This window comes from Calidifontibacter terrae (assembly GCF_054778835.1).
The window spans coordinates 197,713-222,579 of sequence record NZ_BAAGZF010000002.1; the positions used below are offsets into that span (position 1 = coordinate 197,713).

The following is a 24,867-nucleotide window of genomic DNA, read 5'->3' on the forward strand; positions in this document are numbered from 1 at the left end:
CACATTGGTCCCACACGCGGGCGACCCACGGTTGCCCACACCACGGTCGCGACGACGTCCAGTTCCGTCGCGCACACTGAGAGGGCAGCGAAACCCGATGGTTGATGTGGCAGCGGCAATGAAAGCAGGCGGACTCACCAATCCGCACGTCAAGGACTACGTCGAGCATTGGGCGCAGATCACTGGCGCAGAGCGGGTCGAGGTCGTCAGCGCGGCCGACGATGCCCGGCTGCTCGCCGAAGCGGTCGAGGCCGGCGAACTGGAGCCGGCCGGCGCGGGCCGCTACTACTCCCGCAGCTACTCCAAGGACACCGCGCGCTCCGAGGAGCGCACCATCGTCGCCACCAGCAGCGAGGCCGACCGGGGTGTCTACAACAATTGGCGGCCAGCTGCGGAGATGAAGCCGCTGCTGGTCGAGCGGATGACGGGCGCCTCCCAGGGCAAGACGATGTACGTCGTTCCCTACCTGATGTCGCCCCCCGGCGCTCCGCTGGAGAAGTACGCCGCCGGCGTCGAGCTGACCGACTCCCGCACCGTTGTTCTCCACATGATCCGGATGGCCCGCGTTGGCGCGACCTTCCTGAACAACCTGGCCGAGCCCGACCACTTCGTCCGCGCGGTCCACGTCACCGGCGACCTGCCCAACCTGGGCCAAGGCACCCCCGATGACCAGCGCTACTTCGTCACCGTCGCCGACGAGCGGACCATCCTGCACTTCGGCTCTTCGTACGGCGGAAACGCCTTGTTGGGCAAGATCGCCCACGGCCTGCGGCAGGCGGCGTACGACGGTTGGGCCAGCAAGCAGTTCCTCTCCGAGCAGTTCATGCTGATCGGTATTAAGGACAAGCAGACCGGCCGGAACTATCACGTCTGTGGCGGCTTCCCGAGCGCCTCGGGCAAGACCAACCTGGCGATGATGCTGCCGCCGGACGCCCTCGGTGACCGCTACGAGGTGCACTTCTACGGCGACGACATCGCGTGGCTGTGGGTCGGCGACGACGGCAAGCTCTACGGGATGAACCCGGAGTTCGGGGTGTTCGGGGTCGCGAAGGACACCAACGAGAAGACCAACCCGACCGCGCTGAAGTCGATCGCCGAGAACACCGGCACGCTCTTCACCAACATCGCCTACAACCCGACCACCGGCGAGGTCTGGTGGGAGGGTCGCACCCCGAACCCGCCGACCGACGTCACCGGGTGGCTGGACTGGAAGGGTGAGGCGATCGCCGACCGCGGCGACACCGAGAAGGCTGCCCCGTGGGCCCACCCGAACAGCCGGTTCACCACGACCCTGGCGAACGTTCCGAACGTCGCGCCCGACTTCGAAGACCCGAAGGGGGTGCCGATCGACGGCATCATCTTCGGCGGCCGAACCCGTGACCGCGAACCGCTGATCCGCGCCATCTCCGACCTGGCCGAGGGCGTCTACGACGGTCTCACCCTGGGCGCCGAGGCCACCGCTGCGGCAGACGGCAAGGAGGGCGTGCTGCGTTACGACCCGATGTCGATGCGACCGTTCATGTCGTACGGCGAAGGCGACTACGCGCAGCACTGGCTGAACATCCTCGGTCAGGTCACCGAGCAGCCGATCTTCGCCCACGTGAACTGGTTCCAGCGCTCGCCGGAGGACGGCCACTTCCTGTGGCCCGGCTACCGCGAGAACCTGCGGCCACTGCTCTGGCTGATGGCGCTGAAGGATGGCGAGGTGGAGGGTGTCCGCACCCCGGCCGGCATCATCCCGAAGCAGGAAGAACTCGACCTCACCGGTCTGGAGATCGACCAGGCCGACCTCGACACCATCCTCAGCCTCGACGTTCCGCGCTGGCAGCAGGAGATGGAACACCGACAAGAACACCTCGAGTCGTTCGAGCGGGTCCCCGAGGAGATCTGGGAAGCGCACCGTCGAGTGACGAAGGCATTCGACGCCGCCGGAGAGTGAGTTCGGGGGCGGTCGCCTACTGGCTGGCGACCGCTTCCCAGAACTTTCCGCGCAGGCGGTGGCGGGCGGCTTCGCCGATTTCGTAGACGCCCATCCGTTCGGACAGGTCGACCAGCAGGGCGCGGTCGAGATCCGGCGGGATGTAGGGCTGGTCGTCCTTCAACTGCTGCTGACGGCTCGGGGTGGCCGAACGGAACCAGGCTTCAACGACGCCGGTCGCGACCGTACTGATCGCGGTTTCCTCCTCGCGAGTCACCAGCAGCGCTGGGTCGACGGAGTCCATGTCGGGCACGGTCTGGCGCGCGGGCAGCGGGCGTTCGATTCGGCGTACGGGCATGCTCGCCGGGCTGGGGCCCGAGCCGGAGGTCGGCAGGGGGCGCAGCGCCTCTTGCGGGACGGCCGCGTCGCGGGTCGTCAGTTCGGGGCTGGGTTCGACGTGGTGTTCCTCGAACGTACGGCGGAACACGGTTCCGTCAATCAGAGCGCCATCGAGCAGTTGCACGTCATCGGCCTCGCGCCAGAGATGCCGCGCGACGCCATGCGGCTGACCCTCGCGGTCGGGGACGGCGAGCACGATGACCTGGGTGCCGAGATGTTGGGCCTCCTCGACCGCTTCGGTGAGGTCGTCGTCGCCGGAGAGCAGATAGACGATGTCGACGATCCTGTTGCGGGAGTGGGTCGCGAGGTCGAGGCCGATCCGCAGGTCGACGCCCTTCTGCTCACCCGAATAGGACAAGCGCCCCAGGCGCAGTTTCACCTGCGGCAACCGGCCGATCTTGTCTTGCTCCTCGTCCGGGTTGCCGTTGCGGCGACCGGAGTCGTACCAATTCACGCGCAGCAACGGCAGCCCGCTGCGCTCTTCGACGAACGCGATCAGTTGCTGAATGAGGCGCTGATGATCGACCACGACGCCGGCCCGCAACGAGCTGCCGGCGACCCGGCTCGCGGATGCGCTCAGCAGGTAGCCGACGTCGACGTACAAAGCGCTGTACGACCGAGACATGGGACTGCTCCTTTGGCGGGGGACTGGCCGCCAGCTTAGGTGCGTTTGTGCCGGTCAGCCCGCGAGTCTGAAATTGTCTCGACCGTTGTCGGTGGTGGCGTTGATACTTGAGCAGGACTCCACCCCTGAGACGCTTCGGCGACGGGAGACGCAGATGAGCAGTGCAGTCGGGCGGCAGGCCCACCACGCAATCGCACCCCTGGTGTGTGGCCGGCGAACCAAGTGGGTGGTGCTCGCCTTCTGGGTGGTGCTGCTCGGTGTGCTCGGGCCCTTAGCCGGGAAACTCGCTGACGCCCAAGACAACCAGCAGAGTTCCTGGTTGCCGGCCGCGGCTGAATCCACCAAGGTCGCCGACGAGATCGGCGGCTTTGTCGACCCCAACTCTGCGCCGGCCCTGGTCGTCTACGAGCGCAGTTCGGGAGTGACGCCTGCCGATCTGGCGAAGGTGCAGGCAGATGTGGCTGTCTTCGGGAAGCTGGCTGGGCTGAGCGGCAAGGTTGTCGGCCCGATCCCGAGCAAAGACGGCAAGGCGATCCAGGTCGTGGTGCCGATGCATATCGACCCCAAGACCGGCTGGAATGACCTGCCCAACCGGGCCGATGCGATCAAAAAGCAGGCGGCCGCCGGCGCGAACGGAATGCAGTCTTATCTCGGCGGGCCCATCGGGTTCAGCGCCGACAACGCCGCCGCCTTCTCGGGGCTCGACTCAACACTTCTGTTCGCCACCCTCGGCGTGGTCATCTTGATCCTGCTGTTCACCTACCGCTCGCCGATCCTGTGGTTGTTGCCGATCTTGTGTGCGGGAACCGCCCTCACTGCGGCGCAGGCTTTCATCTATCTGATGGTCGACCACACCGGGCTGACCGTGAACGGGCAGAGCTACGGCATCCTCACCGTTCTGGTCATCGGTGCCGGAACCGACTATGCGTTGCTGCTGGTTGCCCGCTATCGGGAAGAACTGCGCAAACACGAAGACCGACATGAGGCGATGGCGCTTGCCCTGCATCGGTCAGGCCCAGCGATCCTGGCCAGCGGTTCGACCGTCGTGCTCGGCATGCTCTGCCTGCTGGCTGCCGAGATGAACTCGACCAAGGGCCTTGGCCCGGTCGCGGCGATCGGCGTCGTGTTTTCGCTGTTGGCGATGCTCACTCTGCTGCCCGCGCTGCTGGTCATCTGTGGTCGTTGGGTCTTCTGGCCGCGGCGCCCCACCTTCGGCTCGCCGGAACCGACGGCCACCGGTTTGTGGTCGCGGGTTGGCCATGGGATCCGGCCGCGCCCGCGGACGGTTTGGGTCGGCACCTCCCTGGCTCTGCTGGTCTGCGCGCTGGGGTTGGTGAAGCTTGATGCCCACGGCCTCACCACCCAGGAAAGCTTCCTGGGCAACCCGCAGTCGGTCACCGCCTCCCAGGTTTTGGCTGACCATTACCCGAACAACGCGGGCAACACCGCCTATGTCACCGCCACCGCCAGCGGCGCCGGCCAGGTTGCCGCGGCGGCGCAACGCGCCGGGGTCGTGCTCGAGGGGCAACCGATGATCAAGGGCGATCGCGCGCTGATCGTGGGTGCGCTGCGCGGAGACCCGCTCGATCAAGCGTCGTACGACCAAGTCGCCGCCCTGCGCAGCGCGGTTCACGGGGTGGCCGGGGCAGATGCTCGGGTCGGCGGAACCTCCGCGATCCAAAAGGACGTGCTCGATGCCTCCAACCGCGACAACAAGGTGATCATCCCGTTGACCCTGCTGGTGGTGATGCTGGTGTTGATGGCGCTGTTGCGGGCGATCGCCGCGCCGGTGATGTTGATCCTCACCGTGGTGTTGTCGATGGCGGCGGCGCTGGGTTTGTCGTCGCTGATCTTCAGCTACGTCTTCGGCTTCGGCGGCTCCGATCCCTCGCTGCCCCTGTTCGTGTTCGTCTTCCTGGTGGCGCTCGGGATCGACTACAACATCTTCCTGATGTCCCGCGTACGCGAAGAGGCGCAACAGGTCGGCACCCGCCCGGCCGCGCTGATCGCCCTCTCGGCCACCGGCGGGGTGATCACCTCAGCCGGGATGGTGTTGGCGGCCACCTTCGGGGTGTTGGCAACGCTGCCGATGGTCGCCTTCGTGGAGATCGGCTTCGCGGTCGCGCTCGGCGTGCTGCTCGACACGATCATCGTTCGCGCCGTGCTGGTGACCGCGCTCAACCTCGACATCGGGCCGCGCATCTGGTGGCCCAGCAAGTTGGCGCAGGTTCCCGATCAGTCAGCTACTTAACGCGGGACAGTTGGAAGAGCAGCTTGCCGGCGCGGGTGCATTGGCCGGCGTTGATCGCGGATTCGTAGGCGACACACTGCGTTCCGTCCGAGGCCGACCAGCGGGCCGGCTCGGTTGAGCCGTTGCTGCTCTGCCACTGCCGATAGATCGCCTTGGCTTGGCCGCAGGTCACGCCGTTCTGCGGATAGAGCACCACGTCGCCGGTCGGACACGTCACCCCGGGCAACTGCGCGTTCGGCGGGGTCTTCAGCCCGCCCGGAATCGGCGGGAGCTTGGTCTGACTCGGCCCATCAGCCGGTGGTTCGACGGTTGGCGGCGAGGCGGTCATTTTGGGGGCGGTCCTGCTTGAAGTGGTCGTGCTTGAGGTGGTCGCAGAGCTCATCCCGGGCGCGGTCATTGCGCCACTGGGATCTGTTGGGTTGGTCGTGGCGCAACCAGTGAGTGCAGCCGCAAGCAGGGCGGTCGCCAGGGCCGAGGTCGTACGCATGATTGTCCCCTTTAGTTTCGGTCGTCACCTGTCCTGACGCATGGGTGCGGGTGGGGTTGCCTGCGTCGCCCGACGCGAAGCGGCCTCGGGTGCGTCACGCACCCGAGGCCGCCTCGCCGGCTGCTGGAGGTCAGCCGGCGATCACGGACACGTCGTCATAGACGAAACTCGTCTGCAGCGAGGAGTCCTCGGTGCCGGTGAACTTCAGGGTGACGGTCTTGCCCTTGTACGACAGCAGGTTGACGGTGACCTTCTGGTAGCCGCTGGCCTTGTTGGCGTTCGAATACGACGCGACGGTCGTGGCGCTGCCGCCCGAGGGGGTGACGGTCACGGTCGACTTGTCATAGGCCGTCGAGCCGCTCTCCGCGGAGTCGATGTGCAGGTAGTAGGACAGCGACGCCGAGGTGGCGCTCGCCGGGATAGTCACCGACTGCGACTCGTTTTCGTTGGCAGTGGTGCCGTTGCCGCCGAGCCACATCTTCCAGCTGCCCGCGTGGGCAGCCTGGCCGGAGTTGTTCGTGATCGGGCCAGCGGTTCCGGTCCAACCGGTGGTGCCCGACTCGAATCCGCCGTTGGTCACCAGCTCACCGCCGGTGGGCGGCGGGGTGGTGCCGCCACCGGAGCAGGCGGCGCTGCCCTTCGGGACCGCAATCGCGTCGAACGCCTTCTCGACCGCGGAGCAGGTGGTGCTGGTCGCGCCGTACAACTCGATCGCCGAAGTGATCGCAGCCTCGCGGGCGGTCTTGTAGGTCGACCCGCTGGTCAGCTTGGTCGACAGTGCGCGATACCAAACCTTCTCGATGTTGACATGGCCCGCGCCGGTCACCGCGGCAGCGCCGCTGCAGGTCGGGGAGTTGTAGGCGACGCCATTGATCGTCTTGGCGCCCGAACCCTCCGAAGCCAGGTAGAACCAGTGGTTCAGCGGACCGGAGGAGTAGTGCGGGTCGGCGTTGCCGACGGTCGAACTCCAGCAGTCGTACGACCCGCCGTCCTTGCTCGGCTTGTCCATGTAGCGCAGTGGGGTGCCGTCGCCGTTGATGTTGATCAGCTCGCCCATGAAGTAGTCGGGCGTGTCAGCAGCCAGGTTCGCGTTCCACTCCACGGCGGTCCCGAAGATGTCGGAGGTCGCCTCGTTCAGACCACCGGCGTCGCCGCTGTAGTTGAGGTTGGCCGTGTTCTCGGTGACGCCATGGCTCATCTCGTGAGCCGCGACGTCGAGCTCGGTCAGCGGGCTGGCGTTGCCGGAACCGTCGCCATAGGTCATCTGGGTGCCGTCCCAGAATGCGTTGACGTAGCTGTTGCCGTAGTGCACCCGGCTGCGAGCGCCGGTGCCGTTGTTCCAGATACCGGCCCGGCCGAGCACGTTCTTGTAGAAGTTGAACGTGGCGTCGGCGCCGAACTGGGCGTCGACTGCGGCGCTCTGGCGGCTGCTGTTCGAACCGTTGCCCCAGACGTCGTCGGCGTCGGTGAACTGGGTGCCGTTGCCCGAGGTCGACTGGTTCAGATCGGTCGAGTAGTTGCCGTTGGTCGGGTTCTTCAGTTGGAAGCTGCCGCTGGCGGAGGTGGTCGGCAGCGAGACAGAGCCGACGTAGATGCCCTTGCCCGAGCCGGACTGGATCTGCTGGTCGGAAGAGACGACCTGACCGTTGGCCGAGTTGACGAAGACAGTCAGCTTGCTGGGCGTCTGGTCGTCGGCGATGCCCTCGGTGGTGACCGCGGTGACGTAGCTCGCGCTGCCGTCGGTGTGCAGGTAGACCGCCTTGGCGCTCGCGGTCGCCTTCAGTCCCTTGACCGCGTGGCCGTTCTGCTTCTTACCGGCGGCGTGCTTGAGCGCGTTGGCCTTGATCGTGGCGTCAGGGGTGGCCGCGGCGGTGGTGGCCGGGTTGACGTTCGCCTTCACGTTCCAGATCGTGCCGAGAATCTTGCCCGCGGCGCTGCGGTGGACGATCAGGTCGCCGCCGATCACCGGCAGTCCGGCGTACGTGCGGTTGTAGCGCTCGTTGGTCGATCCGTCGGCGTCCTTGATCGTCGAGGTCGCGACCAGCGCCTCCTTCGGACCGAGCCCAAGGGCCTTCGCTGTGCTGTGGGTGCTCGCGGACGCCGTGACAGGTGTCGTGCGGGCTGCCGTGTTGATGCTGGCTGCGGTTGCCGTGGTCGTGCCTCCGAGGGCAAGACACGCGGTCGAGCTGACTGCCAGCAGTCCCAACGCGGTTCGCTTCATGAGCTTCCTCCTACAGGTGTGCCTGGGTCGGCACGTGACGGCACCGCCTGAGGTAACGGCGGTGTGCCAGGAGGTTCGCCTACGCGGGCCCCATGAGACGAGAGTTTTTGCCGATTCTTGACCGCGGGCAGGACAAATCCTTGCCCTGGGGGGATCGACCAGACCGTCCCTTTACCGAACGCGGGCGTCCGACTTCTTGACGCGGCGACGGATTTTCCACCGCAGCTTGCGCCACCGCCTCCTGATCCGACGACGGAACGGAACACGCGCGTAGGGGTCGCGCACCGGCAGTTCTGCCCCCGCCTCATCGGCTGCGGCGAGGGCATGACGGAAGACCTCGACAAGCACTCGTACGTCGTCTTCCGCGTCGTGCGGGCGCGACTGGACCACCTGCCAATACGCGCTCAGTGACTCCAGCGAATAGGTCGCCGCAGGGGTGTGGAGTCGGCGGCTGAGCTCGAGGGTGCAAAGGCGTTGACGAGTCGGCAGTCGGCGCCCGAGGCGGCGGTGTTCCGCGGCCAGGAACGCCCAGTCGAAGGGCGCGTTGTGGGCCACGACCACGCGGTCGCGGATGAGGGCGTCGATCCGGTCGGCGATCTCCCCATAGCTGGGCGCATCGGCCAACCGCTCGGGGGTGATGCCGTGGACATCGAGCGGCCCCAGATCGATCGCCCCGGGTTGCACCAGGCTCGCCCAGCTCTGCTGCGCCACCCCGTGGGCGTCGAGTTGGGTGATCGCAATCTGCAGCACGCGATGTTGGCGCGCGTCGAGGCCGCTGGTCTCGACATCGAGGACGGCGTAGCGAAGCGGGTAGCGGGCGGCCACCTGCTCCGCCCGGCTGTCGGTGAGCATGGTCCGGAGTCTAGGCGCGAGGTCCGACAACCCTGCGGGACCGTTGGTGGCCGGGCGTAGGTTTGTCCCAACACATCGCGTCACGCCGCAAGGAGCCCCTACATGACCATCCGCGAGCTGAAGACGGCCCTACCCGGCCCGAAGTCGCAGGAACTGCACGCCCAGCGACAGCAAGCCGTCTCCGACGGGTTCGGGGTCGTTGCGCCCATCTTCATCGACCACGCCGAGGGCGCGCTGCTGGTCGATGTCGACGGCAACAAGATCCTCGACCTCGCCTCCGGCATCGCGGTCACCAGTGTTGGCGCGGCCAACAAGAAGGTCGCCGAGGCGGTTGCCGCCCAGGTCGCCGCGGCCACCCATACCTGCTTCATGGTCACCGAATACGAAGGATTCGTTCGGGTGTGTGAGGAGCTCAACCGGCTCACCCCCGGCGACCACGACAAGCGCAGCGCGCTGTTCACCAGCGGCGCCGAAGCTGTCGAGAATGCGGTCAAGATCGCCCGTGCCTATACGGGTCGCCCGGCTGTCGTGGTTCTCGATCACGCATACCACGGCCGCACCCACCTCACGATGTCTATGACCGCGAAGAACGTGCCCTACAAGCAGGGCTTCGGACCCTTCGCGAACGAGATCTACCGCACCCCGACGGCCTACGGTTTCCGCTGGCCCAGCGGCCGTGAGAACGCGGCGAGCGAGGCGTTGGCGATGCTCGAGGAGATGGTGCTGACCCAGATCGGCGCCGACAATGTCGCCTGCATCGTGGCCGAGCCGATCGCTGGTGAGGGTGGCTTCATTGCTCCCGAACCTGGCTTCCTCAAGGCCGTCGCCGAGTTCGCCGCCAAGCACGGCATCGTGTTCGTCGCCGACGAGATTCAGACCGGCTTTGCGCGTACGGGTCAGATGTTCGCCTGCGAAAACGAAGACGTGGTTCCCGACCTGATCACCACCGCAAAAGCGCTCGGTGGTGGCCTACCGATCTCGGCGGTCACCGGTCGCGCCGAGATCATGAATGCCGCCCCGACCGGCGGTATCGGCGGAACCTACGCAGGAAACCCGGTTGCCTGCGCCGCGGCGCTCGCGGCTATCGAGTTCATCGAGACGGAGGACCTCGTCGGCCGCGCGAAGTCGATCGAGGGTCTGGCCATGCCGCGCCTGAAGAAGCAGGTCGAGGCGTCGCCGTACGTCGGTGAAGCCCGTGGGCGTGGAGCGATGCTGGCGCTGGAGTTCGTCACCGACGACGGGATCACCCCGAACCCGGCCGCCGCGAAATCGGTTGCTGCGTATGCGAATTCGAACGGCGTGCTGACCCTGACCTGTGGCACCTTCGGCAACGTGATCCGGCTGCTCCCGCCGCTGGTGATCAGCGACGAGGAGTTGTCCGAGGCGCTGGATGTGTTGGAGGAAGGCATCGCGGCCCTCTGACCCTCGACGCTTCTATGTCCTGTCGCACGACAAAGATGAGAGCGTGGGGGGCGCTTGGTCGAGTTCCCAGGCCCGGAAGCGGAGATGCCACAAACCATTGGCGATCGACCAGGCCAGCCTGTAAGCACGCCTTCCCGCGCTTCCACCACGAGCCAACGAACCCAGTCAAGCGTTCTAGACGAATTGACGCGGCTTCTTGTCTTGGCTCCGCAGTGCTCCCCACGCTGGAGCCCCCAACGGGAGGTCCTATGAACCTTGTAAGGCGATGCACTTTTGTTTCACTCGCTGCGTGCGCTGTGATGGCGAACCCGATGCAATTGCTGCCTGCTTCGGCGAACGCGCAAGCAGTGACCTCGGTGACTGGGTCGTTGACCTGTGCAACGGGCAAGACCGTTCAAATCCTTGTTTACATTCACCACCCTGGAACAATCGACTTCTTCTGGCCGTCAACTCGAACTAGCGCCAATGCCTCAAGATGGGTGTCGTCGACCGGAAGTGCAGACACCGGACTGCGTTCGACCTCGTGGAGAGTCGAGAACTACGACATAGGCTCCGCGAGTGACTTCTGCGCTTGACCCCGAAGGCCGCCTGCCGTCAATGGTCGCGGCGCGGGTCGTGTCACCCACCGAGGGGCGCGATGTCGCCTACGAGATCTTGCGCCTGCTGGACGTCCCGGCGAAGTTGTTGGACACGAACGGCATCGACTACCAAGATGTCGATGAGGCCGACGGGCCGCTCGTCAAGCACGTAGTTGCGTTGACATTGCGGCGATTTCCATTGGAGTAGTCCGGCCTGAATGAGCCGTCACTCGTCGTCCTGATACCTGCCGAGCGCGCCGGTGATCCCATCCCAGGTGCGGTTGCCGGTGCGCGCGATGCGGCCGGCGATCGCCCGCAGGTCGCGGGCGATGGCGCGGTCCTCGGCAGCCAGGTTCGCTTCGTGTTTCTCATCGAGCGACACGTCCGAGTCGTCGCAGGCGAACATCCCGATCGCGTCGAGCACGATCTCGAGGGTGCGGGCCCGCTCGTGGACGTCCTCGCCGGAGAGGGTGATCCAGTCGAGGCGACCCTCGACCAACCGTGCTCGGGCCGGGTCGTCGTGAACCGCCAACACCGTTCCACACCGAGTGTCTTCACCCGAGCGGCGCAGGAAACTCTCGACCCCGTCGACCAGTCGCAGCAGGTCGTCGTCCTGGGCGCTCGGGCCGACGATCAGCGCATGCGAGGTGGTCAGCAGCGCTTGGAACAGCGCCGCGTCCGGTCGGAAGCGGTCGCCGCCCGGGGCCGTACGAGCCCTGGCTAGAACGATGTCGTCCCGATGTGCCACGTCGCCGTGGCGCTTGAGCAACCACGCGCCGTCGTCGGCTCGTTCGTAGGGCAACACCGAAATGCGGCGGCCGCCAGCGGATCGCACCGCGCGCTCATAGCGCAGGTCGTAGGTGCTGGTGATCACCTGCCGGGCGCCGAGCGCGGCGGCCAGAACGTGGCCGAGACCAGGCTTGTCGTCCTTGCCGACGAGGTCGACTATCCGATCGGCGAGGTGGGGCATTGAGCGGCGTAGGAGCTTGGCGGCCGCGGACGGATCGAGCGCTGCGATCTGGTCGGCGGCGATGCCAAGTTCGGTGACCGACTTGTCCTTGGCGAGGGTGCGCAGCAATTCGGCCCACCCCGGGCGGCCGAGCGTGGTGGTGATCTCGGCCCCGAGGAAGAGCGAGAGGTTCCCCTGACGGACCAGGCGGCCGAGGTGTTCGCATTCGGCGCGGCTGATGGCGCCGGGCGCGGCCGATGCCGGGAACCCAGGGAAGAGCGCGGCGGCGCGGATCAGGCGTCGGGCCTGAACCGCGTGATAGCCGCGCAGGTCGGGCGTGATCAGGGCGATGTCGACGTTGCGCCGTCGGGCGTGTTCCTCGAGGACCTCAAGCAGCCGGTCAGTGGTCGCCTCGTCGATTTCGTCGGCATCGGTTGGAGCCGGGACGGCGATCAGCGGAATCCGGCGCACGCTGGGCAGGTCGTGGGGCAGGGCCTCGAGTTGCGCGGCGAGTTCGTCGGCCGCCGCGAGGGGGACCAGCCGGTCATGCAGCAGGTCCGCCGAATCGGCGTGGGCAACGAAGACGTGACCGAAGTACATGCTCTGATCCTGCCCTCTTCACCCGCCGCGATCAGCCCAGGGAGTCGACGACGCGATCGGTGATGCGACGCAGGACCGCCAGATCCTCTGCGCAGAGCAGATCAACGAAATGAGCCCGTACGGTATCTACATGAGCGGGTGCGACAGCGGCGAGCGCTTCCTTGCCGGTGTCGGTGATGTTCACCCACGAACCACGGCCGTCGGCCGAACACTCGCGTCGTTCGAGCAACCCTCGGGCCTCCATCCGACGCACCTGGTGGGAAAGCCGGCTGCGCTCCCAGAGCATCGTGTCGGCCAGCGCAGTCGCGCGCAAGCGTCCGTCGGGCGCCTCGCTGAGGTGCACCAGCACCTCGAAGTCGGCCATCGACATTCCGTGGTCGCTCTGCATTTGGCGGGCAAGGGCCGCGTTCAGTTCGCCGTGCGCTCGCAGCCACAGGCGCCAGACCTGTTGCTCTTCGGTATTGAGCCAGCGTGTCGTTGGGCTCGTCATCGGGTGTTCCCCCAGTCTTCTCAACCATGTTGACATGTCAAGCATACGCCATTACTGTTCTACATGACACATCAACCAGATGCTCCCCAAACTCATAGGAGTCCAGAATGTCCGACCTGCAGCAGCTCAACGGCACCTACGTCCTCGACGGCACCCACTCGCGCATTGGCTTCGTTGCCCGTCACGCGATGGTCACCAAGGTGCGCGGCTCGTTCGACGAGTTCGAGGGCAAGGCCACCACCGGCGAGAACCTGGCCGGCGCGTCCATCGAGCTCACCGCCCAGGTTGCCTCGGTCAACACCCGCAACGCTGACCGCGATGGTCACCTGCGCACCTCGGACTTCTTCGAGGCCGAGAAGTACCCGACGATCACCTTCCGATCCACCCAGGTCAGCGCCTCCGGAAACGGCCTCAAGGTCGTCGGCGACCTGACCATCAAGGACGTCACCAAGTCGATCGAGATCGACTTCGACTTCGAGGGCTCCGCGCAGGACCCCTACGGCAACACCCGCATCGGCTTCGAGGGCAAGTCCGTCATCAGCCGCTCCGACTGGGGCCTGACCTACAACGCCGCGCTCGAGACCGGTGGCGTTCTGATCAGCGACAAGATCACCCTCGAGTTCGAGGTCAGCGCCATCAAGCAGGCCTGATTTCCCAGCTCGTACGGAACGGGCCGGCCGCATCTGCGGCCGGCCCGTTTTGCTGTGTTCAGCGCTCGCGCAGTTCCCGCTTGAGAATCTTCCCCGAGGCATTGCGCGGCAGATCGTCGATGAACTCGATCCGCTTGGGCACCTTGAACGACGCAATCTGACCGCGTACGTGATCAGTCAGTTCTTGCGCCGACGGCGCCGATCCGGCCCGCGGCACCACGAACGCGACGACCGCCTCCTGCCACTTCTCATCGGCCACCCCGACCACAGCGACCTCGCCGACGCCCGGATGGGTGTAGAGCGCGTCCTCGACCTCGCGCGAGGCGACCAACACCCCGCCGGTGTTGATGACGTCCTTGATTCGGTCGACCACGAACACATAGCCCTCGTCGTCGACGCGTACCAGATCTCCGGAGTGGAACCACCCGTCGGCGAAGGCGTCCTCGGTGGCTTTGAAGTTCTCCCAGTAGCCGTCGCACAGCTGTGGCGAGCGGTAGATGATCTCGCCGGGTTCGCCTGTGGCGCAGTCGTTCCCGTCGGTGTCGACGACCCGGGCCTCGACGAACAACACCGGGCGGCCAGCGCTGTCGGGGCGCTTCTCATGGTCGGCCGGACCCAACACACATGCCAGGGGAGCGATCTCGCTCTGCCCGAAGCAGTTGTAGAACCCGACGGTCGGCGCGGCGGCCTGCCACTTCTTCAGAACCGGCACCGGCATGATCGACGCGCCGTAATAGGCCTTGCGCAGGCCGTCGTACGAAAGCCGTTCGAAATCAGCGTGATTGGCCATGCCGACCCAGAGGGTGGGAGCCGCGAAGAACGATCGGTGACCATCGTTCGCGAGCCGGCGGAGGATGTCGCCAGCCTCGGGAGTCTCCAGGATCGTGTTGGTCTGCCCGACCATCAGCCCGGGCAACACGAAGACGTGCATTTGCGCCGAGTGATAGAGCGGCATGACGTGCAGCGGGTTGTCGTCGCGGTGCAGGTCGAGCGCGACGACACAGCTGACGTATTCACTCAGCAGCGCCCGGTGGGACATGATCGCGCCCTTCGGCGCGGAGGTGGTTCCCGAGGTGTAAAGCAGCTGCACGGTGTCGGTGTCGCGCGCTCGCTCCTCGAAGTCGGGCGTCGAATCCTGTTGCGCCACAGCGAGAATCGAACCGTCGGCATCGCGTAGCGCCAGAACGGTCGCGGGTCGATGTTCCAGTCCGTCGAGGCGATCGGCCAGGGCAGGATCGACCAGCACAGCGGCGCTGCCGGAGTTGCCGAGCAGGTAGTCCAGTTCGCGGCCGACCAGGTTGTGGTTCAGCGGAACGTGGATGAACCCGGCGCGGGCGCAGGCCAGGAACGCGATCAGGTAGGCGTCGGAGTTCTTGCCAAGGGTTGCGATCCGCGATCGTGCGGGCAGCCCGAGCGACTGGAAATGGGCGGCGACCTTGGTCACGGCGTCGTCGAGTCCGCGGTAGGTCCACTCCCGGTCGCCGAAACGCAGCGCGACCCGATCGCCGAAAGTCCGACCGCTGCGCCGCATCAGGTCCGAGACCGAATTGCTGCGCAGGGTGGGGGCTTCCATCATGGCGCGACCACGGTGAGGTGGGTTCCCATCCAGCGCAGGACGTCGGCGGTGACCTCGTCGCGGTTGGTTTCGTTGAGCAGTTCATGCCGGGCATCGGGGTAGAGCGTCAGAGTCACGTCGGTGACCCCCGCCGTACGAAGCGCCGCGGCGACCGCTTCCACGCCCTTGCCGTTCGCGCCGACCGGATCCTTCGACCCGGAGATAACCAGGATCGGCAGGTCGCGGCGGATCTTCTTCATTTCCTCGGCAGAGTTGGCATGCTGCAATCCGCCGATCATGTCGGCGTAGAAGCCGGCGGTGAACACATTGCCGCAGTGGGGGTCGGCGATGTATTTATCGACCTCCGCCGGGTCGCGGGAGAGCCAGTCGAAGTCGGTGCGGTTCGGTTTGAAGGCCGAGTTGTACTGGCCGAAAGTGAGTGTGTTCATCAAGCCGCTGGTGTGGCGAGCGCCCCGCAGCTTGGCCTGCGCTTTCGCGATTCCCTTCCCGACGACGCCGAGCGGGCCGGCCGGACCAGCGGTGCCGCACAACACCAACGCGCTGATGTCGCCGCTCCACCGGGTGGCGTAGGTGCGGGAGAGGAAGCTGCCCATCGAATGGCCGAAGAGCACCACCGGCAGGCCGGGGTGGTTGCTGTGGATCTGATCGGTGAGCACGTGCAGGTCGTCGGCCACGGCGTCCCAGCCGTTCTGGTCGGCGAAGTAGCCGACGTCCTTGCGGTCGGGCGCGGTCTCGCCGTGGCCACGGTGATCATCGGCGTAGACCGTGTAGCCGGCGTTGGTCAGAGCCTCGGCGAATCGGGCGTAACGGCCGCTGTGTTCGGCCATTCCGTGGGCGATCTGCACCACCGAGTGCGGTTCGCCGTTCGGCAACCAACGGCGTACGAACACCGGGGTGCTGTCGTGGGTATCGAGCAAGAAGGTGTCGGAACGCACGGGAATCCTCGTTCAGTCAGGTGGCGATGATCTTGCCTCGGAGCCTAGCCCGCGGGATTCGGCCCAGGCCTGACATTCGGACTAGAGGAACCTTCGGACCCCCGGCGTACGCTGGATGAACGGAACCCGCTCGGAAGGAGCCGTCATGTGGGTGTTCGACCCGATAGCGGCTGCGCTGCTGGCGATGTACTGGGTGGTCGTGTGGGGCCGCGGCCGCGAAGGCAACCGCAAGGCGATTCTGATCGCTGCACTCATGATGGTCACGGCAGTTCTCGGAGCCGGTTGGGTGGTGCACCCGGCGGCGGCGGTGAGCTTGTTGGCCGCATTCGCCTTCACCGGCAGTCTGAACTTCAAGCGGGGGTCCGTTCAATCCGTACGAGCCCTGGCTTCGGTGGCCGTGTTCGCCGCGGCGGGCGCCACCTGGGCGTTCGTTCCGTTGGCCATCGCCGGCGTGATGACGCTGATGCGCAGTGGCCCGCGCTCGCGGCGGGTCAAGAGTGTCAATAATCTGCTCCCCGTACACACCGCCCCGGCGCCCGTGCCGACGCCGGTCGTTGACCTGATGAAGGCAGAGCGCCCGCAGACGCTGACCGAACTCGGGCAGCATTCGCGCCTACCGGCCGACAGCGCCAAGCGGGTGAAGGCGCTGAACTTGCAGTGTTTCCAGACGCTTGCGTATTTGAATGAGCGGGGTCCCGCTGCGGACCGACTGCGCTTCGAGTTGTCGCAGATCCACACCGACTTCGCGCCTGAGTCGATCCGTTCGTATCTCGCGCTTCCGCCGGCCACCGCAACCACGTCGATCCTGCGCGACGGCAAGACCGGCCAGGACCTGCTCAACGAGCAACTCGATCTGCTCTCCGACGGGGTTCACGAGATCCAGAAACGCGCGGAGCAACTGGGCGCGGAGCAGATCTTGACCAGTCACCTGTTCGTGCAGGAGAAGTTCGGTCAGCGGACGCGCGACCTGCAGCTCTGACTCACCACGCCCGCGACACCGGGTGGAACCGCACCCCGGTGCCCGGCCGTGCCTGCCACAGCGTGTCCAGGTCCCCGTCGACGATGACGCCGATGACCGGGTAGCCGCCCGTCGTGGGATGGTCCGGACCGAACACGATCGGCTGGCCGGAAGCAGGCACTTGCAGGGCGCCGCGCACCACGCCTTCACTGGCCAACTCACCCTCGAGAGCTCGCGAAAGTGCGGGACCAGACAGGCGTACGCCGACCCGGTCGGCCTCTGCGGTGATCTCCCACCGCGCGGAGGTCAACTGCCGCAGCGCGTCGGCGGTGAACCAGTCCGCTCGCGGGCCGAGGGTGATTCGGACGGCCAGGTCGTCGCTCGGCGGGTGGATCGTCGCGGAGGGACTGAAGCCGAGTTGGACCTCGTCGCTCGGGGGGCTGCCGACCTCCCAGCGGTCGCCGACGGCCAGCAGAGCGGGTCCGATTCCGGCGGTCGGGTTGCTGCTCGCGCTGCCGAACAGCGGTGTCGCGCAGAGTCCTCCGCGAAGAGCGACATAGCTGCGCAAGCCGATCACCGGGGTGCCGATCCGCAGTCGGTCACCGGGCTTGAGCGAGATCGCTTCGCCGAACGAAACGGGAACATCGTTGCGCCACATGGGAGCCGGGGCGCCGGTGACCGCCACGATCGCGGTTGCGTCGGTTTCCAGTTCGAGGCCGCCGAGCAACACCTCGAACCCGGGGGCGCCGGCCGGATTTCCCACCGCCCGGTTCGCGTTGCCGAGGGCGACCCGGTCGGCCGCCCCACCAACCGGAACACCCAAGGCGGCATAGCCCGGCCGGCCGAGGTCCTGCACGCTCACCTGCGGCCCGATCGCCAGCACCGTCAAGGTCATCCCGACACCGCCTCGAAGTGGATCCGGCGGCCCGGAGTCAGCAGGGCGGGTTCGTCGCGCTCGACGTCCCACATCGCCAGATCGGTGCGGCCGAGCAACTGCCAGCCACCCGGTGATGCCTTGGGGTAAACGCCCGAGAATTGGTCGGCAAGGCCCACCGCGCCGGCTGGAATGCGGGTGCGCGGTGTTGCTCGGCGCGGCACGACCAGGTTTCCCTCGCTGCCGATCAGGTATCCGAATCCTGGTGCAAAGCCGGCGAATTCGACCGTCCAGACCTGACCGGTGTGTCGAGCGATCACCTCCTGGCTGGTGATGCCGAGCAGGGTTGCGACTTCGTCGAGGTCCGCGCCGTCGTAGACCACCGGGATCGTCAGGTCGTCGGCGCTGCTGCCGGTGTCGGCGTCCAGCAGGGTGAGCGCTTGCAGCTCCCGCGCGATGCGCGCCAGGTCGTCGCGCTCGGCCTTGATCAGGACGGTGGTCGACGCCGGGACGTGCTCGATGACGCCCGCGATCGGCGCGCGGCGCAGGGTGGCGTCGAGTCGTCGCCGGGTGTCGGCGTCGGGCAGCTCGACCAGGATCGCGCGGTCCCCGCAGGGAAGCAGGTTCATGACGCGAACGGACGAACGGTTACGCCGGCCTCGCCGAGCGCGGCCCGAACCTGGCGAGCCATCTCCACCGCTCCGGGTGTGTCGCCGTGCAGACAGACCGAATCGGCTTGCATGGAAAGGGTGCTGCCGTCCCGCGCGGTGAGTTCGCCGGTCGTGACGAGGCGGACCACTCGGCGGGCGATATCGGCCGGGTCGTGCAACACAGCGTCGGGTTCGCGCCGACTCACCAGCGTTCCTTGCGGGGTGTACGCACGATCGGCGAAGGCCTCGCGTACGACGGGAAGACCGGCCGCCTCCGCCTGAGCCAGGAACACCGAACCGGGCAGCCCGAGCACAGGCAGCGGATCGCCCGGCCACCGCTTTACCGCCGCGACAACGGCAGCGGCCTGCGCCTCGTGGTGCACGATCGTGTTGTAGAGCGCGCCGTGGGGCTTGAGATAGGCGACGCGGCCACCACAGGAACGGGCCAGCCCGTCGAGTGCACTCAGTTGATAGAGCACGTCGGCGGTCAGATCCTCGGCGGTGACGTCGATGAACCGCCGACCGAAGCCGGCGAGGTCGCGATAACCCACCTGGGCGCCGATCGTGACACCGCCGCGTACCGCCTGCTCGCAGGTCGCCAGCAGCGTCGCCGGGTCGCCCGCGTGAAAACCGCAGGCCACGTTGGCCGAGGTGACCAGCTCGAGCATCCCGGCGTCATCGCCGAGCTGCCACTGGCCGAAGGACTCGCCCAGGTCGGCGTTCAGGTCGATGCAGTCGGTGATGGGGGTGTTCGTCGCGTCCGCCATGACGACAAGATTGTTGAACAAGTCCGACGTGTCAAGATGTGCGTCTGTCTCGCAACTGCGCGGTGGAGGAGGTTCGTGATGAGGGGACCAGCATCGGAGGCGGTCGCCGACCGACTGCGGGAGCTCATCCTCGACGGCGAGTTGGGTCCGGGCGACCACCTCGACGAGTTGGGGATTGCGACCCGACTCGAGGTGAGTCGCAACACGCTGCGCGAGGGTTTCCGAGCCCTCGCCCTGGACGGACTGGTCGAGCACCGCTCCCATCGCGGCGTGTTTGTTCGGCGGCCCACGGTCAAGGAACTCCAAGACGCCTACGCAACGCGTCGTCTGCTCGAATGTGGCGCCTTGCGCCAAGTCGCGGAGCGACGCGCAGCGATGTCGCCCGACGAGCGAAATAGCGCGGCAGCACAACGGGATTGGGAGTCTCGGCTAGTCGCAGTCGATGCCGCAGTCGAACGCGGGATCCGGTCGGCCGCGCGTGGTGACTGGCGCGACGTGGGGTCAGCCAATGGCCAGTTCCACCTCGCCGTCGCCCAGCTGGGAGACAACGCCTACGTCCATCGCGCGATGCGGGTGCTGGTGACCGAGGTGCGACTGTTGTTCCTGCTCGTCGGCAGTGCTCGCGCAGTCCACGAGCCCTATCTGATCGACAACCAACGCGTCGCCTCGCTGATCCGCGCCGATGCATTGGTTGCCGCGTCGATCGCGTTGGAGGCCTACCTGTTGCGCGCCGAAACGCACCTCGTCGGCGAATACCGAGCGTTGGAACGCGCGGCCGGAAGAGTTCCCGACTGACCGAAATGTGAGACGAGTTCCGTGCCAAATTGCTCGAATTGTTCAACAATGCGGGACATCTCACGACGCTCACCTGGCGTCGGACCAAACCCCAAGCGAGGTGAACATGTGGGTTTTGCTCGCCGTGGCGGTCGTCGTGATCGGCTTCGCGCTACGCCTGAACGCCATGCTCGTAGTGGCAGCAGCCGGCATCGTCGCCGGCCTGATCGCCGGTATGAGCCCTGCCAAGATCATCGAGGCCTTCGGCACAGGCTTCGCTGGTAGCCGGTCGGTCACCGTCTTCATGGTGGTGTTGCCGATTATCGGTCTCCTCGAACGCAACGGGCTTCAAGCCCAGGCGCGCTCGCTGATCGGCAAACTGCATTCCCTCACCACGGGCCGCCTGCTCGCGGCCTACCTGCTCATCCGCCAGGGCACCGCCGCGCTCGGACTCACCGGCATCGGTGGCCCGGCCCAAGCCGTACGCCCGATCGTCGCCCCGATGGCCGAGGGCGCCGCGGAACGCAAATACGGGAAGCTCGGCCCGAAGACGCGCGAGAAGATCCGCTCCAACGCCGCCTCGGCCGACACCGTCGGACTGTTCTTCGGCGAGGACATCTTCATCGCCATCGGTTCGATCCTGCTGATCACCGGCTTCGTCGACGCGACGTACGGCTTGAAGCTCGACGCCCTCGACATCGCGGTCTGGGCGATCCCGACCGGCATCTGCGCGCTGCTGGTCCATGGCTTCCGAATGCTCTGGTTCGATCGCCAGTTGCCCAAACTGGTCGCCGCCGACATCGCTGCTGGCTTCGACCCGACCGCTCAGGACGACGAGGACGTCGATGCGGAGGTCAAGCCATGATCAAGATCGAATGGTTCTTCTGGCTCTGCGCGGCGTTCTTCCTGATGACCGCCTACATCCGCCTGACCGACAAATCCGACCCGCGTCGCCTCGGCTCGGCCGCGTTCTGGGCAGTCCTCGGATTCACCTTCGCCTATGGCGGCCAAGTGAAACCGAATCACGCGAGCGCGATCATCGAGGGCGTTGCGGTGCTCCTGCTGGTGGTGCTCGCCGGCCTCGGCTTCCCGAAGAAGGGGACCGAACGCACCACCTCCGACGCCGAACGTGTTGAGCGGTCGAATCGGATCGGGCCGAAACTGTTCATCCCGGCCCTGGTCATCCCGCTGGTCGCGGTGGTGTTCGGCTCGGTTCTCAAAGATGTGAAGTCCGGCAATCAGCCGTTGCTCGAGGTCGGCAAGGAAACGCTGATCGGCCTCGGCGTCGCGTCGATCATCGCGCTGATCGTCGGCATGTTGATGCTGCATGAACACCGCCCGATGGTGCCGCTGCGCGAGGGCGAGCGGCTGCTGGGCCACATCGGCTGGGCGGCGATCCTGCCGCAGTTCCTGGCCACGCTCGGCCTGCTGTTCAACAGCGCCGGAGTGGGCAACGCCGTACGAGATGTGTTCCACAAGATTCTTCCGGACAACTCGGTGATCATCGCGGTGATCCTTTATTGCGTGGGTATGGCCGTGTTCACGATGATCATGGGCAACGCCTTCGCGGCCTTCCCGGTGATGACCGCCGCCGTCGGTTGGCCGGTGCTGATCCAGCAGTTCCACGGCAACATCCCGGCGGTTTTCGCCGTCGGCATGTTGGCTGGTTTCTGCGGCACCCTCGTCACCCCGATGGCCGCCAACTTCAACTTGGTCCCAGCAGCGTTGCTGGAGTTGAAGGATCAGTACGGGCCGATCAAGGCCCAGGCGCCGACCGCCGCCATCTTGCTGGTCTGCAACATCGTGATCATGTACGTCTTCTGTATCCCCCGCTGAGGATGGCGAGTTCGATGGACCACGACCTCTCCGACTGGCGTACGCGTTATGCCTCCGACTGGGCGCGCACCATTCCGACGGTGCTCGACCTGCGGTATCCCTACGCGGCGACCCACGTGAGTCACGACGCCGATGACGTCGACGTGACACCGGACCGACTGCACCCCGCCTTCCACGGGTGCTTCGACTGGCACTCCTCGGTGCACATGCACTGGTCCGGAATCCGCCTGCTGACTCTCGCCCGAGACACGCTCGACGCAGACGCGGCGGCCGGTTTGCGGGCGGTTCTCGACCAGCGGCTCACCGCGGCCAATATTCAGGTCGAGGCCGCATATCTGCGCGATCGCCCCCGGTTCGAGCGGCCGTACGGGTGGGGCTGGGCGGCAGCTCTGGCCGCGTCGGCTGAGGAAGCGGCGGCGGCGAAGGTGCCCGGGGCTGATGCCTGGGCCGGCGCGACCCGCCCGTTGTTCGACGCGGTCGCCGACCTGGTCACCGACTGGCTGCCGAAGGTCGCCTATCCGGTGCGCTCCGGCGAACACGCGAACCTGGCGTTCGGGCTGGGGCTGGTCCACGACGCGGCCACCCGGTTCGAGCGCGCCGATTTGCTGGAGCTCATCGCCGATCGCGCGCGGGACTGGTTTGGCGACGACCGGGACTATCCGGCGCGTTGGGAGCCGGGCGGCAGTGACTTCCTGTCGCCGGCGCTGGCCGAGGCCGACCTGATGGGGCGGGTCTTGCAGCCCGCGGACTACGCCGGCTGGCTGGCCGGGTTCCTGCCCGACCTCTGCGCCGACGGCGACAACCTGTTGCAGATTCCGCAGGTGCTTGACCGGACGGACGGTAAAGCGGTCCATCTCTACGGACTCGCGCTGTCGCGCGCGTGGCAGTTGCGCCGACTGCAGATCCATCTCTCGCCGGATCGGCGCGAGCGGATGCTCACCGCGACGGCTCAGGGCGTACGCCATGTCGAGCGGGAGATCAACGAGGGCGACTTCATGTCGACCCACTGGCTGGTCTCCTTCGCCCTCGGCGCGGTCACCGCCGAACCTGTCTAGAACCTGTCGAACGCAAACCCCTGAACGCGCAAACGCTGCAGTTGCGCGCAGCCGCTGCAGGTTTCCCTGCAGCGGCTGCGGCTAACTGCAGCGTTTGGAGCTACCAGCCGGATGCCGCTGAAGCGGCGGCTGGATCAGCGCTCTTCGGTGCCCGCAATGAACGCCTCGAGCTTGGCGCGGCCCGCGGTGTCCTCGCGCTGCTCCGGCGGCGACTTCATCAGGTAGGACGAGGCGCTCAGCAAGGCGCCGCCGATGCCGCGGTCCTTGGCGATCTTCGCCGCGCGGATGGCGTCGATGATGATGCCGGCCGAGTTGGGGGAGTCCCAGACCTCGAGCTTGTATTCCAGGTTCAGCGGAACGTCACCGAACGCGCGACCCTCGAGGCGGACGTACGCCCACTTGCGGTCATCGAGCCAGGCGACGTAGTCCGACGGGCCGATGTGGACGTTCTTGTCGTCCTTCAGGCCAGCCAGCGGGCCAGTCAGGTTCGAGGTGACAGCCTGCGTCTTCGACAGCTTCTTGGACTCCAAACGCTCGCGCTCGAGCATGTTCTTGAAGTCCATGTTGCCGCCGACGTTGAGCTGGTAGGTGCGGTCCAAGACCACGCCGCGGTCTTCGAACAACTTGGCCATCACGCGGTGGGTGATGGTCGCGCCGACCTGGCTCTTGATGTCGTCACCGATGATCGGGACGCCGGCGTCCTCGAACTTCTTGGCCCACTGCGGGTCGGAGGCGATGAAGACCGGCAGCGCGTTGACGAAGGCGACCTTCGCGTCGATCGCGCACTGCGCGTAAAACTTGTCGGCGTCTTCGGAGCCGACCGGCAGGTAGGAGACCAGGACGTCGACCTTGGCGTCCTTGAGTGCCTGGACGACGTCGACCGGCTCAGCCGCCGACTCTTCGATGGTCAGGCGGTAGTACTTGCCCAGGCCGTCGAGGGTGTGGCCGCGCTGCACCTCGATGCCGGTGGTCGGCACGTCGGCGATCTTGATCGTGTTGTTCTCCGAGGAGTTGATCGCCTCGGCGAGGTCCTTGCCGACCTTCTTGTCGTCGACGTCGAACGCGGCGACGAACTCGACGTCGTTGACGTGGTAGTCACCGAACGTGACGTGCATCAGACCCGGGACGGTCGACGACGCGTCGGCGTCCTTGTAGTACTCGACACCCTGTACGAGCGAGCTCGCGCAGTTGCCGACGCCGACGATGGCGACGCGGATGGAACCCATATGAATCTCCTTGTTGTCCTCAGGCCGGATCGGCCGTGGGGTTGGTGGAAGGCGCTGTGATGTCTGTGTTGACTGTGGTGGCTGTCGTGTCGCTGGATGCTGTGTGGCCGGATGCGGTGTCGCCGGATGGGGTGTCGGCCGCTCGCTCGGTGGCGATCAGTTCGGTCAACCAGCGCACTTCGCGCTCGGTCGAATCCAGGCCGTGCCGCTGCAACTCGGCGGTGTAACGGTCGGTGCGCTCGCGACGAACCCGGGCTTGCTGCCGGGCGGCGTCGAGGCGCTCCTCAAGACGGCTGCGACGACCTTCCAAGATCCGCAGCCGTACGTCGGTGCTCGCCCGACCGAAGAAAGCGAAATGCACGCCGAACTCGTCGTCCTCCCAGGTCGTGGGACCGGCCTGGTCGATGAGGGTCTGGAACTGTTCTTTGCCCTCGGCGGTGAGTTCGTAGCTGATTCGCGGACGTTTGCCGCCCGCCGTCGGCTGCGCGTGCTCGGTGATCCAGCCGCGCGCGGTGAGATTGCGCAGGCAGGGGTAGAGCGAACCGAACGAGACGGCCCGGAAGGCGCCGAGCACCCCGGACAAGCGTTTGCGCAGCTCGTAGCCGTGCATCGGCTGCTCCTGCAGCAACCCCAACACGGCCAACTCGAGAATGGCTCCGCGACGCGACATGCGGGCGGCTCCTTCCAGCGAGTAAGTGAGGGGACAAAGTACGGTCCATGTCATGTAGAGGTGACAAAGGTGAACTTTGTTCGGTCACTGTAGCCCATCTCGAT

At 66.4% G+C, this 24,867-nt stretch carries 23 protein-coding genes; 10 read left to right on the forward strand and 13 right to left on the reverse strand.

The features are described 5' to 3' along the window. Positions 1-97 precede the first annotated feature (97 nt). Entirely contained in the window at positions 98-1,939 is a 1,842-nt protein-coding gene (locus tag ACYU98_RS03625) for a phosphoenolpyruvate carboxykinase (GTP) (protein ID WP_460466824.1), read from the forward strand. A gap of 16 nt (positions 1,940-1,955) precedes the next feature. On the opposite strand, the gene ACYU98_RS03630 is transcribed toward ACYU98_RS03625, so the two are convergent. Continuing rightward, positions 1,956-2,942, reverse strand: a complete 987-nt coding sequence (locus ACYU98_RS03630; RefSeq protein WP_460466825.1) for an NYN domain-containing protein — start codon at positions 2,940-2,942, stop codon at positions 1,956-1,958. A 154-nt stretch (positions 2,943-3,096) separates the two neighbouring features. On the opposite strand from ACYU98_RS03630, the gene ACYU98_RS03635 reads away from it, so the two are divergent. Then, on the forward strand, positions 3,097-5,193 hold the full coding sequence (locus ACYU98_RS03635) for an MMPL family transporter (RefSeq protein WP_460466826.1): 2,097 nt from the start codon (positions 3,097-3,099) through the stop codon (positions 5,191-5,193). Here ACYU98_RS03635 and ACYU98_RS03640 read toward each other — a convergent pair. From ACYU98_RS03640 to ACYU98_RS03650, 3 genes are all read right to left on the reverse strand, one after another. Further along, entirely contained in the window at positions 5,186-5,521 is a 336-nt protein-coding gene (locus tag ACYU98_RS03640) for a hypothetical protein (protein ID WP_460466827.1), read from the reverse strand. The genes ACYU98_RS03635 and ACYU98_RS03640 overlap by 8 nt on opposite strands. 289 nt (positions 5,522-5,810) lie before the next feature. Next, positions 5,811-7,901 (reverse strand): M4 family metallopeptidase, encoded by a 2,091-nt coding sequence (locus ACYU98_RS03645; protein WP_460466828.1) that lies wholly within the window; start codon positions 7,899-7,901, stop codon positions 5,811-5,813. 171 nt (positions 7,902-8,072) lie between these two features. After that, positions 8,073-8,753, reverse strand: a complete 681-nt coding sequence (locus ACYU98_RS03650) for an exonuclease domain-containing protein (protein ID WP_460466829.1) — start codon at positions 8,751-8,753, stop codon at positions 8,073-8,075. A 102-nt stretch (positions 8,754-8,855) separates the two neighbouring features. Here ACYU98_RS03650 and gabT point away from each other — a divergent pair, with 102 nt between their 5' ends. Together gabT and ACYU98_RS03660 are read left to right on the forward strand one after the other, a co-directional pair. Next, positions 8,856-10,175, forward strand: coding sequence for a 4-aminobutyrate--2-oxoglutarate transaminase (gabT, locus tag ACYU98_RS03655; protein ID WP_460466830.1), 1,320 nt, complete (start codon positions 8,856-8,858; stop codon positions 10,173-10,175). 558 nt (positions 10,176-10,733) lie between these two features. Beyond that, entirely contained in the window at positions 10,734-10,961 is a 228-nt protein-coding gene (locus ACYU98_RS03660) for a hypothetical protein (RefSeq protein WP_460466831.1), read from the forward strand. Positions 10,962-10,979: 18 nt separating this feature from the next. On the opposite strand, the gene ACYU98_RS03665 is transcribed toward ACYU98_RS03660, so the two are convergent. Both ACYU98_RS03665 and ACYU98_RS03670 read right to left on the reverse strand, forming a co-directional pair. After that, positions 10,980-12,302 (reverse strand): SIR2 family protein, encoded by a 1,323-nt coding sequence (locus tag ACYU98_RS03665; RefSeq protein WP_460466832.1) that lies wholly within the window; start codon positions 12,300-12,302, stop codon positions 10,980-10,982. 31 nt (positions 12,303-12,333) lie between these two features. After that, the gene (locus ACYU98_RS03670) at positions 12,334-12,792 is read right to left on the reverse strand and encodes a MarR family winged helix-turn-helix transcriptional regulator (protein WP_460466833.1); all 459 of its coding nucleotides are present in this window, start codon (positions 12,790-12,792) and stop codon (positions 12,334-12,336) included. 107 nt (positions 12,793-12,899) lie between these two features. Between ACYU98_RS03670 and ACYU98_RS03675 the strand changes: the two genes are divergently transcribed. Next, complete coding sequence (locus ACYU98_RS03675) at positions 12,900-13,442, forward strand: YceI family protein (protein ID WP_460466834.1); 543 nt, start codon at positions 12,900-12,902, stop codon at positions 13,440-13,442. 58 nt (positions 13,443-13,500) lie between these two features. On the opposite strand, the gene ACYU98_RS03680 is transcribed toward ACYU98_RS03675, so the two are convergent. Next, positions 13,501-15,018 carry a fatty acyl-CoA synthetase gene (locus ACYU98_RS03680; protein ID WP_460466835.1) on the reverse strand — a complete coding sequence of 506 codons (1,518 nt, stop codon included), beginning with the start codon at positions 15,016-15,018 and terminating at the stop codon, positions 13,501-13,503. Then, positions 15,015-15,953 carry a lysophospholipase gene (locus ACYU98_RS03685; RefSeq protein ID WP_460466836.1) on the reverse strand — a complete coding sequence of 313 codons (939 nt, stop codon included), beginning with the start codon at positions 15,951-15,953 and terminating at the stop codon, positions 15,015-15,017. The genes ACYU98_RS03680 and ACYU98_RS03685 overlap by 4 nt, the downstream gene beginning before the upstream one ends. Positions 15,954-16,098: 145 nt before the next feature. On the opposite strand from ACYU98_RS03685, the gene ACYU98_RS03690 reads away from it, so the two are divergent. Continuing rightward, positions 16,099-16,932 (forward strand): hypothetical protein, encoded by an 834-nt coding sequence (locus ACYU98_RS03690; protein ID WP_460466837.1) that lies wholly within the window; start codon positions 16,099-16,101, stop codon positions 16,930-16,932. A gap of 1 nt (position 16,933) precedes the next feature. Here the strand turns inward: ACYU98_RS03690 and ACYU98_RS03695 are convergent, their stop codons facing one another. The 3 genes from ACYU98_RS03695 to ACYU98_RS03705 are packed head-to-tail and all read right to left on the reverse strand — an operon-like array spanning position 16,934 to position 19,202. Then, entirely contained in the window at positions 16,934-17,806 is an 873-nt protein-coding gene (locus ACYU98_RS03695) for a 5-oxoprolinase subunit C family protein (RefSeq protein ID WP_460466838.1), read from the reverse strand. Next, entirely contained in the window at positions 17,803-18,414 is a 612-nt protein-coding gene (locus tag ACYU98_RS03700; RefSeq protein ID WP_460466839.1) for a 5-oxoprolinase subunit B family protein, read from the reverse strand. The genes ACYU98_RS03695 and ACYU98_RS03700 overlap by 4 nt, the downstream gene beginning before the upstream one ends. Further along, on the reverse strand, positions 18,411-19,202 hold the full coding sequence (locus tag ACYU98_RS03705) for a LamB/YcsF family protein (RefSeq protein ID WP_460466840.1): 792 nt from the start codon (positions 19,200-19,202) through the stop codon (positions 18,411-18,413). Before ACYU98_RS03705 ends, ACYU98_RS03700 begins: the two co-directional genes overlap by 4 nt. 78 nt (positions 19,203-19,280) lie before the next feature. On the opposite strand from ACYU98_RS03705, the gene ACYU98_RS03710 reads away from it, so the two are divergent. From ACYU98_RS03710 to ACYU98_RS03725, 4 genes are all read left to right on the forward strand, one after another. Continuing rightward, entirely contained in the window at positions 19,281-19,997 is a 717-nt protein-coding gene (locus tag ACYU98_RS03710; RefSeq protein WP_460466841.1) for a GntR family transcriptional regulator, read from the forward strand. Between the two features lie 106 nt (positions 19,998-20,103). After that, a complete protein-coding gene (locus tag ACYU98_RS03715) occupies positions 20,104-20,841 on the forward strand; it encodes a DUF969 domain-containing protein (protein ID WP_460466842.1) in 738 nt (245 codons plus the stop codon). Further along, positions 20,838-21,812, forward strand: coding sequence for a DUF979 domain-containing protein (locus tag ACYU98_RS03720; RefSeq protein WP_460466843.1), 975 nt, complete (start codon positions 20,838-20,840; stop codon positions 21,810-21,812). Before ACYU98_RS03715 ends, ACYU98_RS03720 begins: the two co-directional genes overlap by 4 nt. Positions 21,813-21,826: 14 nt before the next feature. Beyond that, positions 21,827-22,867: a DUF2891 family protein gene (locus ACYU98_RS03725; protein ID WP_460466844.1), complete on the forward strand. Its 1,041-nt coding sequence runs from the start codon at positions 21,827-21,829 to the stop codon at positions 22,865-22,867. A gap of 134 nt (positions 22,868-23,001) precedes the next feature. On the opposite strand, the gene ACYU98_RS03730 is transcribed toward ACYU98_RS03725, so the two are convergent. Together ACYU98_RS03730 and ACYU98_RS03735 are read right to left on the reverse strand one after the other, a co-directional pair. Next, positions 23,002-24,093: an inositol-3-phosphate synthase gene (locus tag ACYU98_RS03730; protein WP_460466845.1), complete on the reverse strand. Its 1,092-nt coding sequence runs from the start codon at positions 24,091-24,093 to the stop codon at positions 23,002-23,004. A 19-nt stretch (positions 24,094-24,112) separates the two neighbouring features. Further along, complete coding sequence (locus ACYU98_RS03735) at positions 24,113-24,763, reverse strand: helix-turn-helix transcriptional regulator (RefSeq protein ID WP_460466846.1); 651 nt, start codon at positions 24,761-24,763, stop codon at positions 24,113-24,115. Positions 24,764-24,867: the final 104 nt, after the last annotated feature.

Coding starts and splice junctions, on each gene's coding strand:
- ACYU98_RS03625 (WP_460466824.1), top strand. CDS start 98: ATGGTTGATGTGGCAGCGGCAATGAAAGCAGGCGGACTCACCAATCCG.
- ACYU98_RS03630 (WP_460466825.1), bottom strand. CDS start 2,942: ATGTCTCGGTCGTACAGCGCTTTGTACGTCGACGTCGGCTACCTGCTG.
- ACYU98_RS03635 (WP_460466826.1), top strand. CDS start 3,097: ATGAGCAGTGCAGTCGGGCGGCAGGCCCACCACGCAATCGCACCCCTG.
- ACYU98_RS03640 (WP_460466827.1), bottom strand. CDS start 5,521: ATGACCGCCTCGCCGCCAACCGTCGAACCACCGGCTGATGGGCCGAGT.
- ACYU98_RS03645 (WP_460466828.1), bottom strand. CDS start 7,901: ATGAAGCGAACCGCGTTGGGACTGCTGGCAGTCAGCTCGACCGCGTGT.
- ACYU98_RS03650 (WP_460466829.1), bottom strand. CDS start 8,753: ATGCTCACCGACAGCCGGGCGGAGCAGGTGGCCGCCCGCTACCCGCTT.
- gabT (WP_460466830.1), top strand. CDS start 8,856: ATGACCATCCGCGAGCTGAAGACGGCCCTACCCGGCCCGAAGTCGCAG.
- ACYU98_RS03665 (WP_460466832.1), bottom strand. CDS start 12,302: ATGTACTTCGGTCACGTCTTCGTTGCCCACGCCGATTCGGCGGACCTG.
- ACYU98_RS03670 (WP_460466833.1), bottom strand. CDS start 12,792: ATGACGAGCCCAACGACACGCTGGCTCAATACCGAAGAGCAACAGGTC.
- ACYU98_RS03675 (WP_460466834.1), top strand. CDS start 12,900: ATGTCCGACCTGCAGCAGCTCAACGGCACCTACGTCCTCGACGGCACC.
- ACYU98_RS03680 (WP_460466835.1), bottom strand. CDS start 15,018: ATGATGGAAGCCCCCACCCTGCGCAGCAATTCGGTCTCGGACCTGATG.
- ACYU98_RS03690 (WP_460466837.1), top strand. CDS start 16,099: ATGTGGGTGTTCGACCCGATAGCGGCTGCGCTGCTGGCGATGTACTGG.
- ACYU98_RS03695 (WP_460466838.1), bottom strand. CDS start 17,806: ATGACCTTGACGGTGCTGGCGATCGGGCCGCAGGTGAGCGTGCAGGAC.
- ACYU98_RS03700 (WP_460466839.1), bottom strand. CDS start 18,414: ATGAACCTGCTTCCCTGCGGGGACCGCGCGATCCTGGTCGAGCTGCCC.
- ACYU98_RS03705 (WP_460466840.1), bottom strand. CDS start 19,202: ATGGCGGACGCGACGAACACCCCCATCACCGACTGCATCGACCTGAAC.
- ACYU98_RS03710 (WP_460466841.1), top strand. CDS start 19,281: ATGAGGGGACCAGCATCGGAGGCGGTCGCCGACCGACTGCGGGAGCTC.
- ACYU98_RS03715 (WP_460466842.1), top strand. CDS start 20,104: ATGTGGGTTTTGCTCGCCGTGGCGGTCGTCGTGATCGGCTTCGCGCTA.
- ACYU98_RS03720 (WP_460466843.1), top strand. CDS start 20,838: ATGATCAAGATCGAATGGTTCTTCTGGCTCTGCGCGGCGTTCTTCCTG.
- ACYU98_RS03725 (WP_460466844.1), top strand. CDS start 21,827: ATGGACCACGACCTCTCCGACTGGCGTACGCGTTATGCCTCCGACTGG.
- ACYU98_RS03730 (WP_460466845.1), bottom strand. CDS start 24,093: ATGGGTTCCATCCGCGTCGCCATCGTCGGCGTCGGCAACTGCGCGAGC.
- ACYU98_RS03735 (WP_460466846.1), bottom strand. CDS start 24,763: ATGTCGCGTCGCGGAGCCATTCTCGAGTTGGCCGTGTTGGGGTTGCTG.